The sequence below is a fragment of the Saccharopolyspora hordei genome, assembly GCF_013410345.1.
Lineage (GTDB): Bacteria > Actinomycetota > Actinomycetes > Mycobacteriales > Pseudonocardiaceae > Saccharopolyspora > Saccharopolyspora hordei.
This window is the reverse complement of the sequence record NZ_JACCFJ010000001.1, coordinates 1,680,155-1,703,093: the sequence shown is the minus strand read 5'-3', so window position 1 is coordinate 1,703,093 and position 22,939 is coordinate 1,680,155. Positions and strand designations below refer to the sequence as shown.

Sequence of the window (22,939 nt, the reverse complement as noted above, 5' to 3'; positions counted from 1 at the left end):
GAGACGGCGCCCGCCCCACGCGGTGCGCGGGGCGGGCGCCGTCGTCGCAGCTACTTCTTGCGCTTGCCGTAGCGGGCCTCGAAGCGGGCCACGCGACCGCCGGTGTCCAGGATCTTCTGCTTGCCCGTGTAGAACGGGTGGCAGTTGGAGCAGACCTCAACGGTGATCTGGCCGCTCTTGCGGGTGCTGCGGGTGGTGAAGCTGTTGCCACACCCGCAGGTGACCTGAGTCACCACGTACTCGGGGTGAATGCCACTCTTCAACGGCTCGTCCTCTCTACTTGACCGCCGGGTCCGCGCGGCCGCTGCCGCGCGGTGAACCGGAGCCGGGATCAGCCATGCATTCTGCCAGACCGCAGCTCATGACCTGCACCGCAGGGCGGTTCCGCTCCTCCAACGCTGACGGGAGGCCGGCTATTCCGAGTGCCGCTCGACGCGCCCCAGCGACCGCCCGGCGCACCGCAGGGACCGCCCGGCGCGCGAACGGTCGCGGAGGGTGCCCGCGGCGGGACCGGCCGTTCATCCTCGATCCGTGCTGCAGTGTTCAGTGCTGGGGAACCTCGCGGTCCGGTCGTGGGTGTTCCTCCCCCTGCTCTTCCTCGGCAGTGCCGGTTGGGTGGCGGCGCTGCTGAGCCTGGCGCTGCAGGAGCACCCCACGGTGGAGCAGGACCTGAGCCTCTCCGCACCACTGCTGTTCGGGTCCGCCGCCGCGTTGACCGCGGTCACCGCCGGCCACGTGCACTGGCGGTCCCGCGCGCAGCGGCGCTTCCTGCGGACCGCCTACCCGCTGCTGCTGCTGGCGTGCGCCCTGGGGCACGACGCGCTGCGGCTGCCGGTACTGGCCGTGCTCGTCGTCGGCCCGGTCCCCGTCGCGGTGCTGGCCACCGTGCTGGTCCGCGCCCACCGCGACCAGGCGAAGTGCTCGCACACCTGACCGCTGTGCCGTGAGGATGGGAACCTTCCTGTCATCCGGGTGGCAGGAAGGTTCCCATGCTCACCTGAGCACCCCCGGACGCGAGGAGGGCCCACACCCACCCGGGTGCGGGCCCTCCTCGCTCGAACGGGATGGCGACCGACGGGTCAGTCGTCGTCCTTGCCCGGCGTCGTCTTGGCGACCTGCATCAGGAACTCGATGTTGGTGCGCGTCTTGCGCAGCCGGTCCTGCAGCAGCTCCAGCGCCTGCTGCGAGTCGAGGGCGGCGAGCACTCGACGCAGCTTGTGGGTGACCGCCAGCTCGTCGGGCGAGAGCAGGATCTCGTCCTTGCGGGTGCTGGAGGAGTCCACGTCGACCGCCGGGAACAGCCGCTTGTCGGCCAGCTTGCGGTCCAGCTTGAGCTCGGCGTTGCCGGTGCCCTTGAACTCCTCGAAGATCACCGTGTCCATGGTCGACCCGGTCTCCACCAGCGCGGTGGCGAAGATGGTCAGCGAGCCGCCGTTCTCGATGTTGCGGGCCGCGCCGAGGAACCGCTTCGGCGGGTACAGCGCGGTCGAGTCCACACCACCGGAGAGGATGCGGCCGGACGCCGGGGCCGCCAGGTTGTAGGCGCGGCCCAGGCGGGTGATCGAGTCGAGCAGGACGACCACGTCGTGGCCCATCTCGACGAGCCGCTTGGCGCGCTCGATGGACAGCTCGGCGACCGTGGTGTGGTCCGACGGCGGCCGGTCGAAGGTCGAGGCGATGACCTCGCCCTTCACCGAGCGCTGCATGTCGGTGACCTCTTCCGGACGCTCGTCGGCGAGGACGACCATCAGGTGGCACTCGGGGTTGTTGGTGGTGATCGCGTTGGCGATCGCCTGCAGCACCATCGTCTTGCCGGCCTTCGGCGGCGAGACGATCAGCGCGCGCTGCCCCTTGCCGACCGGCATCACCAGGTCGATGATGCGCCCGGTCAGGTTCTGCGGCTCGGTCTCGAGGCGCAGCCGCTCGTTCGGGTAGAGCGGGGTCAGCTTGTGGAACTCGGGGCGGTTCTTGGCCGCCTCCGGCTCCAGGCCGTTGATCGAGTCCACCCGCACCAGCGGGTTGAACTTCTGCCGCTGCTGCTCGCCCTCCCGCGGCTGCCGGATGACGCCCTTGATCGCGTCACCGCGGCGCAGACCGTACTTGCGGACCAGCGACAGCGAGACGTAGACGTCGTTGGGCCCGGCGAGGTAGCCGGACGTGCGCACGAACGCGTAGTTCTCGAGCACGTCGAGGATGCCCGCGACGGGCAGCAGCACGTCGTCCTCGCGGACCTCGGGCTCGCCGCCCTCGCCGCGGCCGCGGTTGCGGCGGCGGTCCCGGAAGCGGCGGCCACGCCCGCGACGACCGCCCTCGTCCTCGCTCTGCTCCTGGCCCTGCTCCTGGCGGTTGCTCCCGCCGTCGCGCTCCTGGCGGTTCTCCTGCTTGCCGCCACCGCGCTGGTCGTCGCCCCCGCTGGACTCGCCACCGGAGCGGCTGGACGAGCGGCGCCGGCGGTTGCCGCTGCGCCGGGTCTCCTCGCCCTCACCACCGCTGGTCTCGGCGGCCTGCTGCTGGCGCCGGGAGCGGGTGCGCGACGGAGCGGCACCGTTGGTGCCCTGCTCGGTCTTGGACTCCGACGCGGCGGGTTCGCTCGGGGCCTCGTCGAGGGCCGGCTGCTGCGCCTCCTTGGCCGCAGGAGCCTCCTCCGCGGTGCGGGCCGACGTCTTCTTGGTGGACCGCGACCGCGGAGCGGTGGTGCCGCCCTGCTTCTCCTTGATGGCGGCGATCAGATCGCCCTTGCGCAGACCGCCGGTCTCGATCCCCAGTTCCCCCGCGAGTTGGCGCAGTTCAGCGAGAACCATGCCGGAAAGCCCACCACGTCGACGCGGGGTGCCGTTGGCCTCGGAATCCTGCTGGCCAGCGGGAGAGGCGCCGTTGGCCGCCTCGCTGCTCAACAGTTCGGTGTTGCTCACGAATGTCCTTCCTGACCGGACCGCGCCTCCTACGCGACCCAGCGGATTGCCCGCCCGCTCTGGAGTGCGGGCGGCCGGTGTGTGCTACCAGCTCTCTCGCCGATCGGCTTCCCTCTGCGCGCTGGGCGCCACCGACGACGGCGTTGGCTCGGGAACCAGCAGCACCGGGCAGTGGGAGACACCCGGCTCGCGTGGTCCATGTGCGACGCATCCACTCCGATCCACACGTGCCGATGCACGCCCTGCTGCCTCATACCAGGAATCCCCGACTCACGTCCGCCTCGGAGCTCGTTCGAGGACCACACCCTGGAACTTGAGGCCCCCACCTCGACCACGGCAACGACGCGCACCGTCGATCGCCCGAAGCGAACTCGCTTGAGTTGACAACTCCTGCCTCGGTCACCGCGATCGCCGAACCCACCAAGTTGATCTTCACCCGTGGCGGGCGGAGCTCAATTCACGGCGGGAGATGCGTTCCGGAATGACGATGTTCCGGATACGGCACCGGCACCTGGGGCGCGGTGACTGATTGACCTTGAGGGTAGACGCCCCGTAGTCCCGGTGCAACCAACCCCCTGGGCGTGTGGCACGCCCTGGCAGATCACGTCGACGACGGAGAGCCAGCAGATCCGCTGGTCGCCACCGGCGACACCTCCTTTGTACCACTCCGCCCCCGGCCCGCTGCCGCGGGGCGTGGTGGGCCGATGATCGCCCGACCGGCCCACCACAGCTCCAGCGTCAGCCCTGCGGCGTGACCCGCACGCCGGTGCCGTCGACCGGCAGGCACAGCGGCTCGAAGCCCTCCGGGACGACGACCCCGGGCGGCAGCTCCCCGCCCCGCGGCAGCGCCAGCACCGTCGGCCCCGCGCCGGAGACGGCGGCGGGCACACCGGCCTGCCGCAGCTGCCGCACCAGGGCGATGGACTCCGGCCACGCCGGTTCCCGGTAGTCCTGGTGCAGCCGGTCGTCGGTGGCGGCCAGCAGCAGCTCCGGAGCGCGTGTCATGGCGTGCACGGCCAGCGCCGCACGGCCGGCCGCGAACGCGGCGTCGGTGTGCGGGACCCGCTCCGGGAGCAGGCCTCTGGTGGCGTCGGTGGACGACTCCACCCGGGGGACGAGGGCGACCGGCGAGACGTCCGGGTGCGGCTGCATCCGGACCGCGCGGAACCGCCCGGACTCCTGCCAGGCCACCACGAAACCGCCGAGCAGGCTGGCCGCCGCGTTGTCCGCGTGCCCCTCCCGCGCCGCGGCGAGCTGCAGCGCGAGCTCGAAGTTCTTGTCGTCCCGCAGGTCCATCCCGGCGAGCCCGAACGCCGCGGCGACCCCGGCGACGATGGCCGCCGCCGAGGACCCCAGGCCGCGCGAGTGCGGGATGTCGTTCTCGCAGTGCAGCCGCAGCGCGGGGGCGGTGAACCCCAGCTCCGCCAAGGCCGCGTGCACGACCCGCACCACCAGGTGGCGCTCGTCGGTGGGGACCGCCCCGGCGCCCTGCCCCTGGACGTCGACGCGCGCCGAACCGGCGGGCCCGTCGACGACCCGGACGGACACGGTGTCGTGCAAGGACAACGCCATGCCCAGGGCGTCGAACCCGGAGCCGAGGTTCGCCGTCGACGCCGGGACCGTCACCCGGACGGCCGTGACCGGCAGGCCGCTCATGCCAGTTCCAGCGCGGTGGCGACCGCGCCCGGGTCGACCGGCAGCGGCTCGACCTCGACCATGCCGGACAGCGCGGTGTCCGGGTCCTTCAGGCCGTGCCCGGTGACGGTGCAGACCACGACCGAGCCGGTGGGCAGCCGGCCGTCGGCGGCGGTGGCCAGCAGACCGGCGACGCTGGAGGCGGAGGCGGGCTCGACGAACACGCCCTCGCGGGAGGCCAGCAGCCGGTAGGCGGACAGGATCTCCTCGTCGGTCACCGCGGCGAACAACCCGCCGGACTCCTCCTTGGCGGCGGCGGCACCGCGCCAGGAGGCCGGGCTGCCGACCCGGATCGCGGTCGCGATGGTCTCCGGGTTCGCCACCGGCTGGCCGTGCACCATCGGCGCGGCCCCGGCGGCCTGGAAGCCGAACATCCGCGGCGTGCTGTCGACGACGCCGTCACGCGCGTACTCGGTGTAGCCCTTCCAGTAGGCGGTGATGTTGCCCGCGTTGCCGACGGGCAGGCAGTGCACGTCCGGGGCGCGGCCGAGCACGTCGCAGATCTCGAACGCCGCGGTCTTCTGCCCCTCCAGGCGCACCGGGTTGACCGAGTTGACCAGGGTCACCGGGTGCTCGGCGGCGGTCTTGCGCGCCAGCTCCAGGCAGTCGTCGAAGTTGCCCTGGACCTGGAGGATCTTCGCCCCGTGCACCACGGCCTGGGCGAGCTTGCCCAGCGCGATCTTGCCCTGCGGCACCAGCACCGCGGAGGTCAGCCCGGCGCGGGCCGCGTAGGCGGCGGCCGAAGCCGAGGTGTTGCCGGTGGAGGCGCAGATGACCGCCTGGCTGCCCTCGGCCAGCGCGTGCGTGATGGCCACGGTCATGCCGCGGTCCTTGAACGAGCCGGTCGGGTTGGCGCCCTCGACCTTCAGGTAGACCGTGCTGCCGGTGAGCTCGGACAGGTGCTGCGCGGGCACCAGCGGGGTGCCGCCCTCCTGCAGGGTCACGATGCGCGCGCCCTCCGGGACCTGGATGCGGTCCCGGTAGGCCTCGATCAGACCGGGCCAGCCGGCCCGCGCCGGGGCACCGAGGCCCGCCGTCGGCTGGATGTTCGTCAAGACGGTTCACCTTCCACGCGCATCACGCTGACCACCTCGCGCACCACCGGGAGCTGCGCGATCTTGTCCACTGTGGACCTCAGTGCCGCGTCGGGAGCGGTGTGGGTGACCACCACCAGGCTGGCCTCCTCGCCGCGCCCCTGCTGACGCACCACCGAGATGCTCACATCGTGCTCGTTGAACGTGGCCGCCACCTGCGAGAGCACGCCCGCCTTGTCGGCCACGTCGAGGCTGATGTGGTAGCGGGTGGGGGTCTTGCCCATGGGGCGGATCGGCAGCTGCGCGTGCGCCGACTCCCGGGGCCCCTTGCCCGCCATGACCAGGTTGCGGGCGACCGCCACCAGGTCGCCCAGCACGGCGCTGGCCGTGGGCGCTCCCCCGGCGCCCTGGCCGTAGAACATCAGCTGCCCGGCGGCCTCCGCCTCCACGAACACCGCGTTGAAGGCGTCGCCGACGCCGGCCAGCGGGTGGCTGCGCGGGATCATCGCCGGGTGCACGCGGGCCGACACCGACTCGGTGCCGTCCTCGTCGACCACCCGCTCGCAGATCGCCAGCAGCTTCACCGTGCGGTCCAGGGTGCGCGCCGCGGCGATGTCGCCCGGCGTGACCCCCGAGATGCCCTCGCGGTGCACGTCGCTGGCGGTGACCCGGGTGTGGAAGGCCAGCGACGCGAGGATGGCGGCCTTCGCGGCGGCGTCGAAGCCGTCCACGTCCGCGGTCGGGTCCGCCTCGGCGTAGCCCAGGCGACCGGCCTCGTCCAGCGTCTCGGCGTAGCCGGCGCCGGTGGAGTCCATCGCGGAGAGGATGTAGTTCGTGGTGCCGTTGACGATCCCCATGACCCGGTTGATCCGGTCCCCGGCCAGCGACTCGCGCAGCGGCCGCAGCAGCGGGATGGCCCCGGCGACCGCGGCCTCGAAGTAGATGTCGGCCCCGGAGGCGTCCGCGGCGGCGTAGAGCTCGGAGCCGTGCTCGGCCAGCAGCGCCTTGTTCGCGGTCACCACCGACTTGCCGGAGCGCAGCGCGGTGAGCAGCAGGGAGCGGGCCGGTTCGATGCCGCCGATCAGCTCCACGACGACGTCGACGTCACCCTCCACCAGTGCCTGGGCGTCGGTGGTGAGCAGGTGCTGGGGCACCTCGGGGTGCTTGTGCGGGCGACGCACCGCGACCCCGGTGACCAGCATCGGCGCGCCCGTCCGAGCAGCGAACTCGTCGGGTTGGTCGTGCAGCAGGCGCAGCACCTCGGTACCGACGGTGCCGCACCCCAACAGCGCGACCCGGATCGGTGCACGGTCCTGGTTCACTCACACCTCCAGCCGGAGCAGGTCGTCCTCGGTCTCCCTGCGCAGCAGCAACCGCGCCTGACCGTCGCGGACCGCCACCACGGGCGGCTTGGGCAGGCGGTTGTAGTTGCTGGCCATCACGTAGCAGTAGGCACCGGTGGCGGCAACCGCGAGCAGGTCTCCCGGAGCAATGTCCTCCGGGAGCCAGCAGTCGCGCACCACTACGTCACCGGACTCACAGTGCTTGCCCACGATGCGGGACAGCGCAGCGGGAGCCTCGGCGCCGCGGGACACCAGCCGGCAGTCGTAGACCGCGTCGTAGAGCGAGGTGCGGATGTTGTCGCTCATGCCGCCGTCCACGCTCACGTACTTGCGGTGCACGTCGGCACCCAGCGCGACGTCCTTGATGGTGCCGACCTCGTAGACGGTGACCATGCCGGGCCCGGCGATGGCGCGACCGGGCTCGACGGCGATCGCGGGCACCGGGATGCCCGCGTTCTCGGCCTCCTTGCTGACGATCTCGCGCAGCCGGGAGGCCAGCTCGTCCGGCGGCAGCGGGTCGTCATCACCGGTGTAGGCGATGCCCAGCCCGCCACCGAGGTCCACAGTGGACGCGCTGGCGAGGGCGTCCGCCCCGTGCTCCTCGCGGAGGTCGGCCAGCAGCCGCACCACGCGGTGCGCGGCCAGCTCGAAGCCGTCCACGTCGAAGATCTGCGAACCGATGTGGCTGTGCAGCCCCGCCAGCACCAGCGAGCTCGCCTTCACCACGCGGTGCACGGCCTCGGCGGCCTGCCCACCGGCCAGCGAGAAGCCGAACTTCTGGTCCTCGTGCGCGGTGGCGATGAACTCGTGGGTGTGCGCCTCCACGCCGACGGTGACGCGCACCAGCACCCGCTGCTGCACGCCGCGCTCGGCGGCGATCTGCTCCAGCCGGGCGATCTCGTGGAACGAGTCCAGCACCACCGACCCGACCCCGGCCTCCACGGCCGCGGCCAGCTCGCCGACGGACTTGTTGTTGCCGTGGAAGGTGATCCGCTCGGCCGGGAACCCGGCGCGCAGCGCCACGAACAGCTCGCCGCCGCTGCACACGTCCAGGCTCAGGCCCTCCTCGGCCACCCAGCGGGCGACCTCCGTGCACAGGAACGCCTTCGAGGCGTAGTGCACCGCGGCGGGGTCGCCGAACGCCTCGGCGTAGTCGCGGCAGCGGGACCGGAAGTCGTCCTCGTCCAGCACGAACAGCGGGGTGCCGTAGCGCTCCGCCAGGTCTCGCACGTCGAGGCCGGCGATCCGGACGACGCCGTCGCGGCCGCGCTCGCTGTTCCGCGGCCACACCTGCGGGTGCAGGTGGTCGAGGTCGTCAGCGGTGGCCGGTACCGGTCCCGCGGTGTTGCCGGGCGGCACGACATCGGCATGCCGGGGCCCGGCGGGATGGGCGCGCATGTAGAGCTCCTTCGCGCAGCCTGCCGCTGGACAGGCGGGTCGTTGACGGCAGCTGCCGTGTGGTCACATCTGCTCGGGTGCGCTGACACCCAGCAGCGCCAGGCCGTTGGCCAGGACCTGCCGGGTCGCCTCGCACAGCTGCAGCCGGGCGATGGTCAGCGGACTGGCCTGGTCGTCGCCGGGCTGCAGCACGCGGCACGCGTCGTAGAACTTGTGGTAGGCGCTGGCCACGTCCTCCAGGTAGCGGGCCACCCGGTGCGGTTCGCGCAACTGGGCGGCCGACTTCACCACGCGCGGGAACTCACCCAGGGTGCGGATCAAGTCGCCTTCGCGTTCGTGGGTGAGCAGGGACAGGTCGGCGTCCTCCACCGAGCCCCGCTCGATGCCCAGCGAGGCCGCGTTGCGCTGCAACGACGCCAGCCGGGCGTGCGCGTACTGCACGTAGAACACCGGGTTCTCGTTGGTGCGCTTGCTGATCAGGTCGAGGTCGATGTCCACCGCGGAGTCCACCGACGACCGGATCAGCGAGTAGCGGGCGGCGTCCACGCCGACCGCCTCCACCAGGTCCTCCAGGGTGACCACGGTGCCGGCGCGCTTGCTCATCCGCACCGGTTTGCCGTCGCGCACCAGGTTCACCAGCTGCCCGATGAGCACCTCCACCACGTCCGGGTCGTCCCCGAAGGCGGCCGCGGCGGCCTTCAGCCGCGCGATGTAGCCGTGGTGGTCGGCGCCGAGCATGTAGATGCACAGGTCGAAGCCGCGGTTGCGCTTGTCGCGCAGGTAGGCGACGTCGCCGGCGATGTAGGCCGGGGCGCCGTCGCTCTTGATCAGCACCCGGTCCTTGTCGTCACCGAACTCGGTGGAACGCAGCCACCAGGCGCCGTCGGAGAAGTACACGTGCCCGGACTCCTTGAGCTCCTCCACGGCCTTGGTCACCGCACCGGAGGTGTGCAGCGAGTCCTCGTGGAAGAACACGTCGAAGTCGGTGCCGAACTCGTGCAGGCTCTGCTTGATCTCGTCGAACATGAGCCCGACGCCGATCCGGCGGAACGTCTCGTGCTGCTCGTCGGCCGGCTGCTCCAGCACCCCGGGCTCGGCCTCGACCACCGCACTGGCGATGTCGGCGATGTAGTCACCGCCGTAGCCGTCCTCCGGGGTGGGCTCGCCCTTGGCCGCGGCGATCAGCGACCGCACGAACCGGTCGATCTGGGCGCCGGCGTCGTTGAAGTAGTACTCGCGGGTCACCTCGGCGCCCTGCGCGGCCAGCACCCGGCCCAGCGCGTCACCGACCGCGGCCCAGCGGGTACCGCCCAGGTGGATCGGGCCGGTCGGGTTGGCCGAGACGAACTCCAGGTTGACCTTGAGCCCGGCGTAGCGGTCACCGTGGCCGTACTCACCGGCACGGGTGATGACCTCGCGCACGATCTGGCCCTGGGCGTCCGCGGCGAGCCGCAGGTTCAGGAAGCCCGGCCCGGCGACCTCCGCCGAGTCGATGCCGTCCTTGCCGGTCAGCGCCTCGGCCAGCCAGGTCGCCAGGTCGCGCGGAGCCACCCCGGCCTTCTTGGCGACCTGCATCGCGAGGTTCGTCGCGTAGTCACCGTGCTCCGGGTTCCGGGGTCGCTCGACCGTCACCACCTCGGGCAGCACGGAGGTGTCCAGCTGCTTGCTGGACAGCACCTCGACGGCGGTGTTGCGGACCAGTTCTGCGAGCGCGGCGGGAGTCACCCTATGCAGTCTAAGGAAGCGTCCGCGCTGCTCAGCCAACGGGTTGGCCTGTTCCCAACAGGCAAGACCACGCCGTGTGATCATGTGGTCACAGCGGTGTGAGAACGTGTGGTGGCGAGCATTGGTCGCACGACCTCTCGCAGCGTCGGCAATCTCTACACTGGCGGGCCGGGTCCCCCGGTGGTTCTCGTGAGACGAGGTTTGCGAACAGCATGGCGAACAGGAAGAACAGAGCGGTGCGCGGCGCCGTGGTGCACCAGCGGCAGATCCCCTGGGTGCTGATCGCGGGCGTCACCGTCGTGGTGGTGTTCGCTGGCGTGGTCTTCGGCTTCGCGTACATGAGGTACTCGGAGACCGCCGACATGCGCCAGGCGCAGGCCGAGGCGGAGAAGGCTTCCGAGCCGTTCAAGCCGTCGCCGGAGAACCCCGACCCGTCGAAGAAGATCCCCGGCGTCACCGTCATCGACTACCCGGGCCAGATGCACGTCAGCCCCACGCAGCGGGTGGCCTACGACCAGAGCCCGCCGTTCGGCGGCCCGCACGACGGGATCTGGGCCGACTGCACCGGCGTGGTCTACCCGGAGCCGGTGCGCTCCGAGAACATGGTCCACTCGCTGGAGCACGGCGCGGTGTGGATCGCCTACAACCCGGACAAGGTGGACGAGTCCGGCGTGCAGCGGCTCAAGGTCCGCGCCGAGGGCAAGCCCTACACGATGATGTCGCCGTACCCGGGCCTGGACAGCCCGATCTCGCTGCAGTCCTGGGGCCACCAGCTCAAGGTCGACAGTGCCGACGACCCGCGCATCGACCAGTTCATCACCGCGCTGCGGTTGAACAACAACGGCGTCTACCCGGAGATCGGCGGCTCCTGCCAGGCCTACCCGGGCGCGTTCGACACGAACAACCCGCCGAAGTTCGACCCGACCCCGCCCGGCCCGGACGCGGTCACCATGGACGGCCGCGGCGCGTCGCAGGCCACCGGAGAGATGGGGCAGTAGGCCGTGCCGAGCGGACGACCGCTGGGCGCCAGGATCTTCGTCGCCGTCGCGGCGGCCCTGGCCATGCTGCTGCTCGGGGCGGCGCTCGGGCTGCTCATCCGGGTGCCGTCCTTCGACCGCGCCGAACCCGGGCCGACCCCGGTCGACGTCGGGTTCGCCCAGGACATGAGCGTGCACCACCAGCAGGCGGTGACCATGGCCACACTGGCCCGGGAACGCGCCGACGACGTCGCGGTGCGCCAGCTGGCCTTCGACATCGAGACCAACCAGCGGGACCAGATCGGCCGCATGCAGGGCTGGCTGAGCCTGTGGCACGAGCCGGCGCAGGCCGTCGGCCCACCGATGGAGTGGATGCGCGCGGAGGGCCACCAGCACGGCGCCCCCGCCTCAGGCGACGGGCTGATGCCGGGCATGGCCAGCAGCGCCGAGATGGCGCGCCTGCAGGAGCTGCGCGGCCCGGAGTTCGACGTCTACTTCCTGCAGCTGATGCTGCGCCACCACGAGGGCGGCGCCCCGATGGCCGACTACGGCGCCCGCCACGCGGCCGTGCCCGCGGTGCGTGAGCTGGCGAAGAACATGCTCGGCTCCCAGAGGACCGAGAGCCAGCTCATGCGCTCCATGCTCGCCCAGCGCGGCGCCCCGCCGCTGTGACGTGAGGATGGGAACCTTCCTGTCATCCCGCGCCTGAGATCACCAGGTCAGGGCCCGGCAGCGCTGGGCGCACTCGGCGGGCTCGATCTGGAGGGTCGCGTGGTCGATGCGGTACCGCTCGGACAGCAGGCGCTGCGCGGCGACCAGCACCCCGCCGTGGTCGGCGTCCGGCCCGGTGGTGAGGTGGGCCGAGGCGACCTCCATGCCGGAGGTGAGCGTCCACACGTGCAGGTCGTGCACCTCGGTGACCGACGGCAGCGCGGTCAGGTCGGCGCGCAGCTCGGCCACGTCGACGCCTTCCGGGGCCTGCTGGACGAGGATGCGCAGCGCCTGGCGGGCGAGCTTCCAGGTGCGCGGCAGCACGAACAGCCCGACGCCGAGGGCCACGATCGGGTCGGCCAGGTACCAGCCGAACAGCCAGGTGAGCAGGCCGCCGACCAGCACCCCGAGCGAGCCGACGGTGTCGGCGAGCACCTCCAGGTAGGCGCCGCGCACGTTGAGGCTCTCGCCGGCCCCCTGGCGGAGCAGCGCGAACACCGCGAGGTTCGCGCCCAGCCCGGCAGCGGCGGTGAGCATCATCGGCAGTCCGGCGACCTCCGGCGGTTCCTGGAACCGGGAGATCGACTCGTAGAGGATGTAGGCGGCGACGCCGAACAGCAGCACGGCGTTGGCGAGGGCGGCCAGCACCTCCATGCGGTAGAGGCCGAAGGTCCGCTTGTCCCCCACCGGCCGACGCGCCGCGGTGATCGCGGCCAGCGCCATGCCCACCCCGAGCACGTCGGTGAGCATGTGGCCGGCGTCGGACAGCAGTGCCAGCGACGACGTCATGAAGCCGACGACGGCTTCGAGCACCAGGAACGCGAGCAGGATCGCGAACGAGATGGCCAGCCGTCGCACGTAGCGGCCGGATGCGCTGACCGCACCGGCTGCCGAACCGTGCCCGTGGCCCTGCCCCATCAACCCTCCTACGACTACCGTACCGGACACATAGTGAAGTATGCATGAATTCACGTGTCAAGCTGGCCCGCGCGAGCCAGGGGCGGTGACAGGGAGGTTCCCATGCTCGCACTCGGGTTTCCCCGCGCGCCGTGTTCGACACCCCCCGCTGAAGGCGGCGCGGCACGTGCGCTAAGCTAGCGATCGTCCGCAGCGACAAGCCCTCGTAGCTCAGCGGATAGAGCACTGCCCTCCGGAGGCAGGTGTCGCAGGTTCGAGTCCTGCCGAGGGCGCATAGCGGTACCAGTCAGATCCGCCCCCGAGCAGGCACGATGCCTCCGGGGGCGGATCTGTCTTCCTGCCACCGTCTGCCACCGCCAGGCGTGATCTACGTGCAATTCACGTGCACACGGGTCAGGCGTCGGGTCGGTCCCCTCGGGGAGCTCCCAGTTCCAGATGTCCGGGGCGAAGCGGTGCCGCCAGGCCAGGAGGCCGTGATCATCGGCGTCGTCGAGGAGCACGGTCATGACCGGGGCCGGGAACCCAACGACGTGGTGCTCGAACCGTTCACCGGAGGGATGGGAACCTTCCTGTCACCCACCGCCCGCAACCCGCGGGTCAGATCGAGCCGATGCCGGTCAGGGAGCGGACCTCCATCTCCGCGGTGCGCCGCGGGTCGCTGCGGGGGCCGCCGAGCAGCGTGCCGATGGCTCCGCACAGGAACGAGAACGGGATCGACACCACACCCGGGTTGGTGAGCGGGAACCACGCGAAGTCCACCTGCGGCAGGATCGAGTCGGGTGAGCCCGACACCACCGGCGAGAAGACGACCAGCAGCAGGCAGGAGCTCAGGCCGCCGTAGATGCCCCACAGCGTGCCGCGGGTGTTGAACCGCCGCCAGAACAGCGAGTACAGCAGCGTGGACAGGTTCGCCGAGGCGGCGAAGGCGAACGCCAAGCCCACCAGGAAGGCGATGTTCTGGCCGTTGACCAGGATGCCGCCCAGGATCGACGTCGCACCGATCACCAGTGCGGTCCACCGGGCGACACGCACTTCCGAGTCCGGGCCGGCCGCCCCGCGCCGCACCACGTTGGCGTAGAAGTCGTGGGCGAAGGACGCGGAGGCGGTGAGCGTCAACCCGGCCACCACGGCGAGGATCGTGGCGAACGCGACCGCCGCGACGATGCCGAGCAGCACCGTGCCGCCGATGCGGTAGGCCAGCAGCGGCGCCGCGGAGTTCTCCCCGCCCGGTGCCCCGAGGATCGCGTCCGTGCCGGCGAGCGCCGCAGCACCGAAGCCGATCACCAGGGTGCACAGGTAGAAACCGGCCATCGTCACCGTCGCCCACACCACCGAGCGCCGCGCCTGCAACGCGTTCGGCACCGTGTAGAAGCGCATCAGCACGTGCGGCAGCCCAGCCGTACCGAGCACCAGCGCCAGCGACAGCGACACGAAGTCCAACTTGGAGAGTCCACTCTCGCCGTACTTGGCTCCGGGCGAGAAGATCTGCTCTCCCAGCGGGTTGCGCTCGGCCGCGTGCTGCATGAGCGAGGTCATGCTGTAGCCGAACTTGCCCAGCAGGAACATGGTGATGAGCAACGCGCAGGTGATCAGCATGCCGGCCTTGATGATCTGCACCCACGTGGTGCCCTTCATCCCACCGACCAGCACGTAGACCACCATGAGCAGTCCGACGGCGCCGATCACCAGCGCCTGCCCGCTGGAGCTGTGCACGTCCAGCAGCAGCGCGACGAGGCTCCCCGCGCCCGCCATCTGGGCGATCATGTAGACGAACGAGATCATCAGCGTGGACACCGCTGCGGCGGCACGCACCGGACGCTGCCGCATCCGGAAGCTCAGTACGTCGCCCATGGTGAAGCGACCGGTGTTGCGCAGGTGCTCGGCGACCAGCAGCAGGTTCACCAACCAGCCGACGAGGAAGCCGATCGAGTAGAGGAAGCCGTCGTAGCCGTAGACCGCGATGGCCCCGGCGATGCCGAGGAACGACGCGGCTGACAGGTAGTCGCCGGCGAGCGCGATGCCGTTCTGCGCGCCGCTGAACCGGCCGCCCGCGGCGAAGTAGTCGGAGGCGGTGCTGGCGCTGCTCACGCGGTACACCAGGTACAGCGTGAGCACCACGAACACGCCGAAGATGCTCATGTTGAGCACCGGGTCGGCGCCGCTCATCGCGGGTCCTCCCCGGTCACGTCCTGGTGCAGCGCGCGCACCCGCGGGTCGACGTGCCGCGCGGCGTACCGCAGGTAGAGGGCGGTGATCAGGACAGTGCTGGCGAACTGGCCGACGCCCATCAGCAGCCCGACGTTGACCTCACCGACCACGCGGACGCTCATGAACTCCGGCGCGTAGGCGGCCAGCACGACGTAGCCGAGGTACCAGGCGAGGAACACCGCGCTCATCGGGAAGACGAAACGGCGCAACCGAGACCGCAGCTCGCCGAACTCGGGGCGGTGCGCGATCTCGAGGTAGTCGGGCGGCCCGGCGGACCGGGTGGTGGACTCGTCGATCTGTCCGAAGGTCGCCGCCCGAGGGCGCGGCACCGGCGACAGGTGGGGTGCGTTGGGCATTCGTCCTTCCCAGTGGATCTGCTCGTGCGCATGGATTTCCACCGACTCGCTGAACTACCCCCACGTTCATCGACCGGCTCGGGATCCGTCGAATTCGCGGAACCCGAGCTCGGTGACCGCGACCGTCCGCGATGCCAACCAGCCCGGGAGTCTAACCACGGATCCGGCGACCACAGCCCCTCGCGACGGCACAGCACACAGTTTGATGAATCCTGCCGTCACGGAAAGTGCCCGAAACCTCGTTCCAACGCACTCCCGCGCGTTGATCGATCGTCAACAACATTCCTCACGGATCGCCGTTCTCGCAGGCGAGGCCCGGTTCTCCGGCACGGCACACATCCCCTTGCACGTTCCAGAGCGACACGAGCCCGCAATTCTCGAAGCTTTCTCACTATCGAGCGACTCAAGCACTGGAGTGCAGCAGGGAAGCCAACACGATCAGTGCCCACAACAGACGGAACTCCCCACAGATTGATCTTGCTCTGGACGTATTCGCTGGTCAGCGCACTGAATTCACCCAGGGAAGAAGATCGATCGAATGCGGTACTGTTCTGCCACCGACGATCGGCGCACAATGTCCGTCAGCCAGCCGCGATCGCCCCCGACATCCTCGCGAGCTGCCACGACGCCGACGTCGACGACCGCACGGCCACCCGCGAGAACCCCGAACGCAGGCAGCGCCGCCAGCCACCGAAACCCGCCGCGCACCCCCACCGACGGTGCAGCCTGCCCACCACCACGAACGCGCAGTCGGTCGACGGAACCGACCGGCAGCACGGGAAAGGACTGCGTCGTGAGCAGCGGACTCGAGGACACGCCCACACCCGTGTCACGGGCGTCCACGTGGCCGCGCGCCACCACGAAGGTCGCCACACGGTTCACCGGATGGCGTGACTGGAAGCTCCCGGTCAAGATCGGGGCCGTCGTGCTCGTCCCCGTGATCTTCGCGGTCGCGCTGGGGGTGCTGCAGATCCGCGGGCGGATCACCCAGGCCGACGAGTACGCGGCGATGGACCGGCTCGTCACCGCCAGCAGCTCGGTGCGCACCGCTGTCCACGACCTGCAGTGGGAACGCACCGAAGCCGCCACCTTCCTGGTGGGCGGGCGCACGTCCGAGGAGCGGCTCCGCGACCGGATGGACACCACCGACCGCGCCGTCGGCGCCGCCCTCGACGCGCTGCGCGCCGCCCCCGACATCGACGCGGTCCGCTTCGCCCAGCAGGAGACGGACCGGCAGGTCGACGAACTCGCCCCGCTGCGGAAACTGGTGCTCCGGCACCAGGTCGAGCCGGATGAGGCGACCCACGCCTACACCGAGGTCATCAGCGACCTGCTCTCGCTGGACCGCACCCTGCTCAGCCAGATCTCCTCCGCGCAACTGGTGTCGCCCGCGACCAGCGCGCACGAACTCGCCAAGATCAGGGAAGAGGTGCAGTTGCAGCAGGCGCTGGTGCTCACCGGGCTCACCCGTGGGAAGTTCACAGCGGACAACCTCTCCCGCCTGGACGCCAGCGAATCCCGGCGCACCGCCGCCGCCAAGGAGTTCCGCGCCGCCGCCTCCCTGTCGAACCGCATCCGCTACGACCAGCTCTACGCCGACCCGCGCTTCCCCGCGCGGGAGACCTCCGTGCAGCTGGCGATGGCCGAGCGCAACAACCCGCGCGCCCAGCTGTCCTCCGCCCTGGTCTCCCCCGCGACCTGGCACGAGCAGTCCCAGGCCGCGCTGGACGCGCTCGGCGCGCTGGGGCTGCAACTGGACGAGCAGATCCACAAGACGGCGTTCCAGCTGCAGGACACCTCCAGCGACCTCGCCGGCGTCGAATCAGCCGTGCTGACCTCGGCGCTGCTGGTCGCGTGCCTGATCGTGGTGGTCGTCGCCCGGCACCTGCTCAGTTCGCTCGAGGTGCTGCGGCGCAGCGCGCTGGAGACCGCCCACCACGTGCTGCCCAACGCCGTCGCCGACATCCGCGCCGGCCACGCCCCGAGCACCCCGGTGCGGCCCGTCCCGGTGCGCACCGCCGACGAGTTCGGGGACCTGGCGCGGGCCTTCGACGACGTGCACACCCAGGCCGTCAACCTCGCCGCCGAGCAAGCCGAACTGCGCCGCAGCTACAGCGACTCCTTCGTCAACGTCTCCCGCCGCAGCCAGAGCCTGCTGGAACGGCAGCTCCGGCTCTTCGAGCAACTCGAGCGCGACGAGGAAGACCCCGACCAACTGGCCACCCTGTTCCAGCTGGACCACCTGGCCACGCGGATGCGCCGCAACAACGAGAACCTCATGGTGCTCTCCGGGACCGACCTGGCCCGCCGCTTCACCCGGCCGACCAGCCCGGCCGACCTGGTGCGCGCCGCGGTGTCCGAGATCGAGCACTACCCGCGGGTGGTCGTCCAGCCGCTGCCCGACGTCAGGATCGTCGGCTACGCGGCCAGCGACCTGGTGCGGCTGCTCGCCGAGCTGCTGGACAACGCGGCGAACTTCTCCGCGCCCCACACCCAGGTCACCGTCGCCGGGCACCACCGCGACGACGGCGCCCTGGTCATCGACATCGTCGACCAGGGCATCGGCATGAGCGAAGCCGACCGCGAGGAGGCCAACGCACGGCTCGCCGCCGACGGAGAACTCACCCCGTCCACGTCCCGGCGCATGGGCCTGTTCGTGGTCGGCCGGCTGGCGGCCCGGCACGGGATTGACGTGGAGCTCCAGCCCGGGACCGAAGGAGTCGGCCTGCACGCGGTGGTCACCATCGGCCCCGAACTGCTCGCGGCCGAGCCGGTCCTGCCGACGCCGAGGACCGAGGACCCCGTCGGCACCGACGACACCCTGGTCGAGGAGTTCGACTGGGAAGCCGCCGAACAGGACGCGGCGACCCTGCGCAACGGCTACCACCTGCTCCGGCCACCGCGCGAAACCACGGCGCCGCAGCACCCGGACGCCACAGAGCCGCCCGACGACGCCACGGCCCCGACACCGATCTTCGACAACCTCGCGTCGGCGTGGTTCCAAGCCCCCTCCAGCACCGACCACACCACCCCCCAGTGGCCCCCGGGCGGGGACGGGAGCATGGGAACCTTCCTGTCACCCCACGCGACAGGACAGTGCCCTTCCTCCCCGTCGGCGCGCACCAACGGCAGCAACGGGACGGTGTGGGCCTTCGCCAGCGACCAGGCGCAGCAGCGCGCGCAGGAAGTCGCGACCGCCGAGCCGACCGAGCACACCGCCGCAGGCCTCCCGCTGCGGATCCCGCGAGCACACCTCGTCGCAGGCAGCGCGCAGAGCTCCCGTGACGAACGGCCGCGCCCGGTCCGCGACCCGGAAGTCGCTCGCGGCCGGCTGGCCAGCTTCCAAGCCGGGCTCCGCCGCGGCAGGCACCACCCACAAGCCGGTCCCCCAGACCCCGGTCCCCCCACCGAGCAGAGCGCCGTGGTGAACAACGGTGCGGAACCGCCTGCTCCCGCACGCGACCAGGCGCCCGCCGAGTACACCCCCGCCGGTCTCCCCCGCCGGGTCCCCAGAGCCCAACCGACACCAGGAACAGCCACCGAGGAGACCCGGTCGCTCCGCGACGCCGACCTGATGCGCGGTCGGTTGGCGAGCTTCCAGCGCGGTGTCCGCGAAGGGAAGCACAGCCTTCGCGATCCGCAGCGTTCGGCCGACGAACGACTGTGACCGAACCGCGTCAGTGAGGAGGACAGGAAACGCCCATGAACACCAACGTCGCCCAACCGAACCAGTTCGGCTGGCTGGTCACCGACTTCACCGAACGAGTCCCCGGCGTGGCGCACGCCGTGGTCGTCTCGGCGGACGGCTTGTTGCTGACCGCGTCGGCGAAGCTGCCCACCGACCGGGCCGACCAGCTCGCCGCGGTGGCATCCGGCCTGCTCAGCCTCACCCAAGGAGCCGCACGGTGCTTCGAAGCCGGCAACGTCAGCGAGACCGTGGTCGAGATGGAACGCGGTCTCATGCTGCAGATGGCGATCAGCGACGGCTCGTGCCTCACCGTGCTCGCCGCACCGGACTGCGACATGGGCCTCATCGCCTACGAGATGGCGCTGTTGGTCGAACGCGTTGGACAGATCCTGACCCCCGAACTGCGCTCCCAGTTGCAGGGATCGAGCCGGGTGATGACAGGCCAGTCGGTGTGAGGACGGCATGAGCACAGGTCCGGAACCATCCGGGCGACACCATGGGGCCGACCACGAGTCGCCCGAGGCGGACGCCTTCGCCGAGGTCATCAACCGGTTCACCCTCGACAGCGGGCGACACCGCCGTCGGCGCGCGCACGAACGCGCGGAGCGGCACGCCCCGCCACAGCCTCCCGCCCCAGAACCACCGTGGCCGCGGGACGCCGAGGACGCACCGGACGCAGCGGAACCGCCCGAGAAACCGAGCACGGCCAACTACATCCGGCCGTACGCGTGGACCGGAGGGCGCACGCGCTCGAACCACCGGTTGGAGCTCGAGACGCTGGTCTCGACCAGCGAGAACTGCCACCCGAGTCGGTTGCAGCGCATCGAACACCACGCGATCGCCGAGATCTGCAGCCAACCCCGATCGGTGGCCGAGGTCGGGGCGCTGCTGGGTGTTCCGCTGGGCGTGGCGAAGGTCCTGCTCGGCGACATGGCCGACCTGGGCCTCGTCACGGTGCACCAGACGGTCAGCGAATCCGGCACCACATCGCACTTCATGTTGATGGAGAGAGTCCTGAGCGGCCTGCGCCGACTCTGACCTCTCCGGCGCGGGCCGCGCGCCGCAGCGCAGGAAGTCTCGACTCGACGACTGAGGTGACTGAGATGACCCCCGAAACGCGTTCCCGGCCTGGACACCCCACCAGGCCCGCAGCCGTGACCTCGGCGAAGATCGTCGTCGCCGGAGGGTTCGGCGTCGGCAAGACGACGTTCGTCGGGTCGGTGTCGGAGATCGTGCCCCTGACCACTGAGGCCGTGATGACCGAAGCCAGCAGCGGCATCGACGACCTGCAGGCCACCCCGGACAAGAACACCACCACGGTGGCGATGGACTTCGGTCGCCTCTCCCTCGACACCGACCTGATCCTCTACCTCTTCGGCACGCCCGGCCAGCAGCGGTTCTGGTTCATGTGGGACGACCTGGTGCGCGGCGCGATCGGTGCGGTCGTGCTCGTGGACACGCGACGACTGGCGGACTGCTTCTCGGCCATCGACTTCTTCGAAGACCGCCGGCTCCCCTACGTCGTCGGCGTGAACTGCTTCGACAACGTCCTTCGCCACCGCCTCGAAGAGGTCCGCGAGGCGATCGCGATCCCACCGGACGTCCCGCTCGTCACCTGCGACGCACGCAACCGGGCCTCGACCAAGCAGACGCTCATCACTCTCGTCGAGTACGCGATGCGGTGGTGGATCCGGCGCACCGCCTGACGGGGTGCGGGCATGGGAACCTTCCTCTCACCGGGAACCGGGAGGATGGTTCCCATGCCCCGTCCGCGGTCAACGCCCACCGGGGATCGAGCCGAAGGGAAAGCCGAACGGGTCCAGACGTTCGTAGTCCGAGTCGGTCTGCCCGGTCGTCTGCGGGGACGTGTCCTCTTGGCTGCCCAACGTCACCTGGACGTCACGCGGGTTGTCGCCTTGGGCGTCGGCCACGGTGACGGTGATCGTCGATCCTGGCGCGTTGGCCGTGACCTGAGCGACGAGGTCGGCGAAGCTGCTGACGGTGCGCCCGTTGACCTTCGTGATGGTGTCACCGGGCTTGAGGCCCGCGCGTTCCGCTCCTGATCCCGGCACGACTTGGCTGACCATCGCCGCGCCAGAACGGCTGTCGGTGCCGGTGACTCCCAGCTGCGGTTTGGTCGCAACACCCTTGTTGATGAGCTCGTCGGCCACGCGGCTGGCCGTGTCGATCGGGATCGCGAAACCCAGACCGATGTTGCCGGTGTTCTTGCCGCTGGAGAGGATCGTGGAGTTGATGCCGATCACCTGGCCGTCGAGGTTGACCAGCGGTCCACCCGAGTTGCCCGAGTTGATCGAGGCATCGGTCTGGATGCCGTTGTAGATGATGGACTGACCGTTGTCGCCCTCCGCCTCGACCGTCCTGTTCAAGGCGCTCACGATGCCGGAGGTCACGGTGCCCTCCAGGCCGAGCGGGGACCCGATGGCGACCACCTGCTGCCCGACCACCAGAGCAGAGGACTTGCCGAGCTCAGCGGGAGTGAGACCGGACGCCCCGTCGAGCTTGATCACGGCGAGGTCGTAGGACGGCGACGTACCGACGACCTCCGCGCTCTTGGACGTGCCGTCCGGCAGTGTCACGCTGATCTGGGTGCCGCCCTCGACCACGTGGTTGTTGGTCAGCACGTACCCGTCGGGCGTCAGGATGACACCGGTTCCTTCCGCGCCGCTCCGGCCGGAGCGGACGGCGATGTCGACCGTGCTCGCCGAGGTCTTGCTCGCGGCGTACTGCACGGTCCCCGCTTGGGCGTTCACCTGAGCCCCAGTCACGGGATCCCGCTGGGACAACACACTCTCCGGACTGCCGGAATCCATGAGCAGCATCCCGCCGCCCAAGCCGATCCCGCCACCGACGACACCAGCGACGAGTGCGACCGCGACCAAGCTGCCCCACCGCCGACGTGCAGCGGTCGGAGTCCGTCCCTCAGGAACACCGTGAATCGGGTGAGTCGCAGACACGAATCCGTCACCACCAACAGGCTCATCACCCAGGAGTGAGCTGTGTTCAACACCCCCGGGCTCCTGACCTCTGCCAGCGCCTCTGCTCATCATCATGCTTCGAGCGTGCTCCGCGAACCTGAGAACCACCTTGGGTCCAGCTGTTGATTGTCCTCAACGAGCCGGGGCACGACGACCACCGAGCATGGGAACCTTCCTCTCATCTGGATGACAGGAAAGTTCCCATGCCCACCGCGGTTTCCACCGCGCCTGTCAGGTGCCCGACACACCGGCGAATCTCGGGCCAGGGCCAGGGCTTTCCCTGCCCGATAGTTCGGTGCATGCAGAAGACGATCCACGCACTCGAATCCCGGTTCCAGCGTCGCGTTTACCGCGTCCGCGACATCGAGAAGTTGGGCATCTCCCAATCCACGACGTACCGGCGGGCGCGTGCTGATGGTCCGTGGACGCGGCTCGCACCCGGCGTGGTGCTCGTCGCGCCAGGGCCTCCGACACTCCACGATCGCATCCAAGCCGCCTTGCTCCGGGCCGGTCCAGGAGCGGTGGTGACGGGGCTCGTGGCAGCGCACCTGCACGGGATAGCCGCACCACCCGACGAGGTGGAAGTGCACGTGCTGATCCCGCACAGCCGCAAGGTGCAGAGCTACGCAGGCACGCGGTTCGAGCGCACCACCAGGCTTCCGCGACCGGTCTACGTCAACGGTGTCCCGACCGCACCGCCGGTCCGGGCGGTGATGGACGGCGCCCGGACGTTCCGCACCTGGGCGTTCACGCAGCGGCTGCTGCGCGACGCGATCCGCAAGGCAGCCGAGTGCACGCTCATCGCTCTGATCACGGAGATGGAAGCCGGCAGCCGCCGGGGCACTGCCGTGCCGCGTGCGATCTTGCGCACGTTCCGCAACGGCACACCACCGTTGCACGACCGCCCAGCCCGGCCACCACGACCAGCGACCGAGGCGTCACGCGCTGCTGCGTAGGCCGATCTGCCACCACGGGCTG

Annotated in this window: 20 protein-coding genes and 1 tRNA gene; 9 read left to right on the top strand and 12 right to left on the bottom strand. The window is 70.5% G+C overall.

The window, feature by feature from the left end:
- Window positions 1-50: 50 nt before the first annotated feature.
- On the bottom strand, window positions 51-263 hold the full coding sequence (gene rpmE / locus HNR68_RS08015; RefSeq protein ID WP_179719115.1) for a 50S ribosomal protein L31: 213 nt from the start codon (window positions 261-263) through the stop codon (window positions 51-53).
- Between the two features lie 268 nt (window positions 264-531).
- Here rpmE and HNR68_RS08010 point away from each other — a divergent pair, with 268 nt between their 5' ends.
- Window positions 532-933, top strand: a complete 402-nt coding sequence (locus HNR68_RS08010) for a hypothetical protein (protein ID WP_179719113.1) — start codon at window positions 532-534, stop codon at window positions 931-933.
- 146 nt (window positions 934-1,079) lie between these two features.
- On the opposite strand, the gene rho is transcribed toward HNR68_RS08010, so the two are convergent.
- The 6 genes from rho to argS form a co-directional block, all read right to left on the bottom strand.
- On the bottom strand, window positions 1,080-2,912 hold the full coding sequence (gene rho, locus HNR68_RS08005; RefSeq protein ID WP_179719111.1) for a transcription termination factor Rho: 1,833 nt from the start codon (window positions 2,910-2,912) through the stop codon (window positions 1,080-1,082).
- A 738-nt stretch (window positions 2,913-3,650) separates the two neighbouring features.
- A complete protein-coding gene (thrB, locus tag HNR68_RS08000) occupies window positions 3,651-4,568 on the bottom strand; it encodes a homoserine kinase (protein ID WP_179719109.1) in 918 nt (305 codons plus the stop codon).
- On the bottom strand, window positions 4,565-5,653 hold the full coding sequence (gene thrC, locus HNR68_RS07995; protein WP_179724766.1) for a threonine synthase: 1,089 nt from the start codon (window positions 5,651-5,653) through the stop codon (window positions 4,565-4,567). Before thrC ends, thrB begins: the two co-directional genes overlap by 4 nt.
- A 5-nt stretch (window positions 5,654-5,658) precedes the next feature.
- Window positions 5,659-6,963, bottom strand: coding sequence for a homoserine dehydrogenase (locus HNR68_RS07990; protein WP_179719107.1), 1,305 nt, complete (start codon window positions 6,961-6,963; stop codon window positions 5,659-5,661).
- Window positions 6,964-8,382, bottom strand: coding sequence for a diaminopimelate decarboxylase (lysA, locus tag HNR68_RS07985; RefSeq protein ID WP_179719104.1), 1,419 nt, complete (start codon window positions 8,380-8,382; stop codon window positions 6,964-6,966).
- Between the two features lie 63 nt (window positions 8,383-8,445).
- Entirely contained in the window at window positions 8,446-10,107 is a 1,662-nt protein-coding gene (argS, locus tag HNR68_RS07980; RefSeq protein ID WP_179719102.1) for an arginine--tRNA ligase, read from the bottom strand.
- Between the two features lie 212 nt (window positions 10,108-10,319).
- On the opposite strand from argS, the gene HNR68_RS07975 reads away from it, so the two are divergent.
- Together HNR68_RS07975 and HNR68_RS07970 are read left to right on the top strand one after the other, a co-directional pair.
- The gene (locus tag HNR68_RS07975) at window positions 10,320-11,105 is read left to right on the top strand and encodes a thioredoxin-like domain-containing protein (RefSeq protein ID WP_179719100.1); all 786 of its coding nucleotides are present in this window, start codon (window positions 10,320-10,322) and stop codon (window positions 11,103-11,105) included.
- Window positions 11,106-11,168: 63 nt separating this feature from the next.
- The gene (locus tag HNR68_RS07970; protein ID WP_179724764.1) at window positions 11,169-11,756 is read left to right on the top strand and encodes a DUF305 domain-containing protein; all 588 of its coding nucleotides are present in this window, start codon (window positions 11,169-11,171) and stop codon (window positions 11,754-11,756) included.
- Between the two features lie 39 nt (window positions 11,757-11,795).
- Here HNR68_RS07970 and HNR68_RS07965 read toward each other — a convergent pair whose 3' ends face one another.
- Complete coding sequence (locus tag HNR68_RS07965; RefSeq protein ID WP_179719098.1) at window positions 11,796-12,713, bottom strand: cation diffusion facilitator family transporter; 918 nt, start codon at window positions 12,711-12,713, stop codon at window positions 11,796-11,798.
- A gap of 199 nt (window positions 12,714-12,912) precedes the next feature.
- On the opposite strand from HNR68_RS07965, the gene HNR68_RS07960 reads away from it, so the two are divergent.
- Window positions 12,913-12,985 (top strand) — tRNA-Arg (locus HNR68_RS07960).
- 325 nt (window positions 12,986-13,310) lie between these two features.
- Here the strand turns inward: HNR68_RS07960 and HNR68_RS07955 are convergent.
- The 3 genes from HNR68_RS07955 to HNR68_RS26695 all read right to left on the bottom strand — a co-directional run bounded on the left by HNR68_RS07955 (window position 13,311) and on the right by HNR68_RS26695 (window position 16,150).
- A complete protein-coding gene (locus HNR68_RS07955; protein WP_179719096.1) occupies window positions 13,311-14,879 on the bottom strand; it encodes a solute symporter family protein in 1,569 nt (522 codons plus the stop codon).
- Window positions 14,876-15,277 (bottom strand): DUF485 domain-containing protein, encoded by a 402-nt coding sequence (locus HNR68_RS07950; RefSeq protein WP_179719094.1) that lies wholly within the window; start codon window positions 15,275-15,277, stop codon window positions 14,876-14,878. The genes HNR68_RS07955 and HNR68_RS07950 overlap by 4 nt, the downstream gene beginning before the upstream one ends.
- Window positions 15,278-15,790: 513 nt before the next feature.
- Window positions 15,791-16,150, bottom strand: coding sequence for a hypothetical protein (locus HNR68_RS26695; protein WP_179716365.1), 360 nt, complete (start codon window positions 16,148-16,150; stop codon window positions 15,791-15,793).
- A 52-nt stretch (window positions 16,151-16,202) separates the two neighbouring features.
- Between HNR68_RS26695 and HNR68_RS07940 the strand changes: the two genes are divergently transcribed.
- The 4 genes from HNR68_RS07940 (at window position 16,203) to HNR68_RS07925 (ending at window position 20,671) form a co-directional block, all read left to right on the top strand.
- Window positions 16,203-18,944 carry a sensor histidine kinase gene (locus tag HNR68_RS07940; protein WP_343049993.1) on the top strand — a complete coding sequence of 914 codons (2,742 nt, stop codon included), beginning with the start codon at window positions 16,203-16,205 and terminating at the stop codon, window positions 18,942-18,944.
- Window positions 18,945-18,979: 35 nt separating this feature from the next.
- Window positions 18,980-19,420 (top strand): roadblock/LC7 domain-containing protein, encoded by a 441-nt coding sequence (locus HNR68_RS07935; protein ID WP_179719090.1) that lies wholly within the window; start codon window positions 18,980-18,982, stop codon window positions 19,418-19,420.
- Window positions 19,421-19,427: 7 nt separating this feature from the next.
- Window positions 19,428-20,003, top strand: a complete 576-nt coding sequence (locus HNR68_RS07930) for a DUF742 domain-containing protein (RefSeq protein ID WP_179719088.1) — start codon at window positions 19,428-19,430, stop codon at window positions 20,001-20,003.
- 65 nt (window positions 20,004-20,068) lie between these two features.
- Window positions 20,069-20,671: a GTP-binding protein gene (locus HNR68_RS07925; RefSeq protein WP_179719086.1), complete on the top strand. Its 603-nt coding sequence runs from the start codon at window positions 20,069-20,071 to the stop codon at window positions 20,669-20,671.
- 69 nt (window positions 20,672-20,740) lie between these two features.
- On the opposite strand, the gene HNR68_RS07920 is transcribed toward HNR68_RS07925, so the two are convergent.
- The gene (locus tag HNR68_RS07920; RefSeq protein ID WP_179719083.1) at window positions 20,741-22,036 is read right to left on the bottom strand and encodes a S1C family serine protease; all 1,296 of its coding nucleotides are present in this window, start codon (window positions 22,034-22,036) and stop codon (window positions 20,741-20,743) included.
- Between the two features lie 224 nt (window positions 22,037-22,260).
- Between HNR68_RS07920 and HNR68_RS07915 the strand changes: the two genes are divergently transcribed.
- The gene (locus tag HNR68_RS07915; RefSeq protein ID WP_179719081.1) at window positions 22,261-22,917 is read left to right on the top strand and encodes a hypothetical protein; all 657 of its coding nucleotides are present in this window, start codon (window positions 22,261-22,263) and stop codon (window positions 22,915-22,917) included.
- Window positions 22,918-22,939: the final 22 nt, after the last annotated feature.

What these genes read in the sequence shown, in the direction of transcription:
- thrB (WP_179719109.1), bottom strand. Translation starts at nt 4,568, where the DNA reads ATGAGCGGCCTGCCGGTCACGGCCGTCCGGGTGACGGTCCCGGCGTCG.
- lysA (WP_179719104.1), bottom strand. Translation starts at nt 8,382, where the DNA reads ATGCGCGCCCATCCCGCCGGGCCCCGGCATGCCGATGTCGTGCCGCCC.
- HNR68_RS07975 (WP_179719100.1), top strand. Translation starts at nt 10,320, where the DNA reads ATGGCGAACAGGAAGAACAGAGCGGTGCGCGGCGCCGTGGTGCACCAG.
- HNR68_RS07970 (WP_179724764.1), top strand. Translation starts at nt 11,169, where the DNA reads ATGCTGCTGCTCGGGGCGGCGCTCGGGCTGCTCATCCGGGTGCCGTCC.
- HNR68_RS07965 (WP_179719098.1), bottom strand. Translation starts at nt 12,713, where the DNA reads ATGGGGCAGGGCCACGGGCACGGTTCGGCAGCCGGTGCGGTCAGCGCA.
- HNR68_RS07955 (WP_179719096.1), bottom strand. Translation starts at nt 14,879, where the DNA reads ATGAGCGGCGCCGACCCGGTGCTCAACATGAGCATCTTCGGCGTGTTC.
- HNR68_RS07950 (WP_179719094.1), bottom strand. Translation starts at nt 15,277, where the DNA reads ATGCCCAACGCACCCCACCTGTCGCCGGTGCCGCGCCCTCGGGCGGCG.
- HNR68_RS07935 (WP_179719090.1), top strand. Translation starts at nt 18,980, where the DNA reads ATGAACACCAACGTCGCCCAACCGAACCAGTTCGGCTGGCTGGTCACC.
- HNR68_RS07930 (WP_179719088.1), top strand. Translation starts at nt 19,428, where the DNA reads ATGAGCACAGGTCCGGAACCATCCGGGCGACACCATGGGGCCGACCAC.
- HNR68_RS07925 (WP_179719086.1), top strand. Translation starts at nt 20,069, where the DNA reads ATGACCCCCGAAACGCGTTCCCGGCCTGGACACCCCACCAGGCCCGCA.
- HNR68_RS07920 (WP_179719083.1), bottom strand. Translation starts at nt 22,036, where the DNA reads ATGATGATGAGCAGAGGCGCTGGCAGAGGTCAGGAGCCCGGGGGTGTT.
- HNR68_RS07915 (WP_179719081.1), top strand. Translation starts at nt 22,261, where the DNA reads ATGCAGAAGACGATCCACGCACTCGAATCCCGGTTCCAGCGTCGCGTT.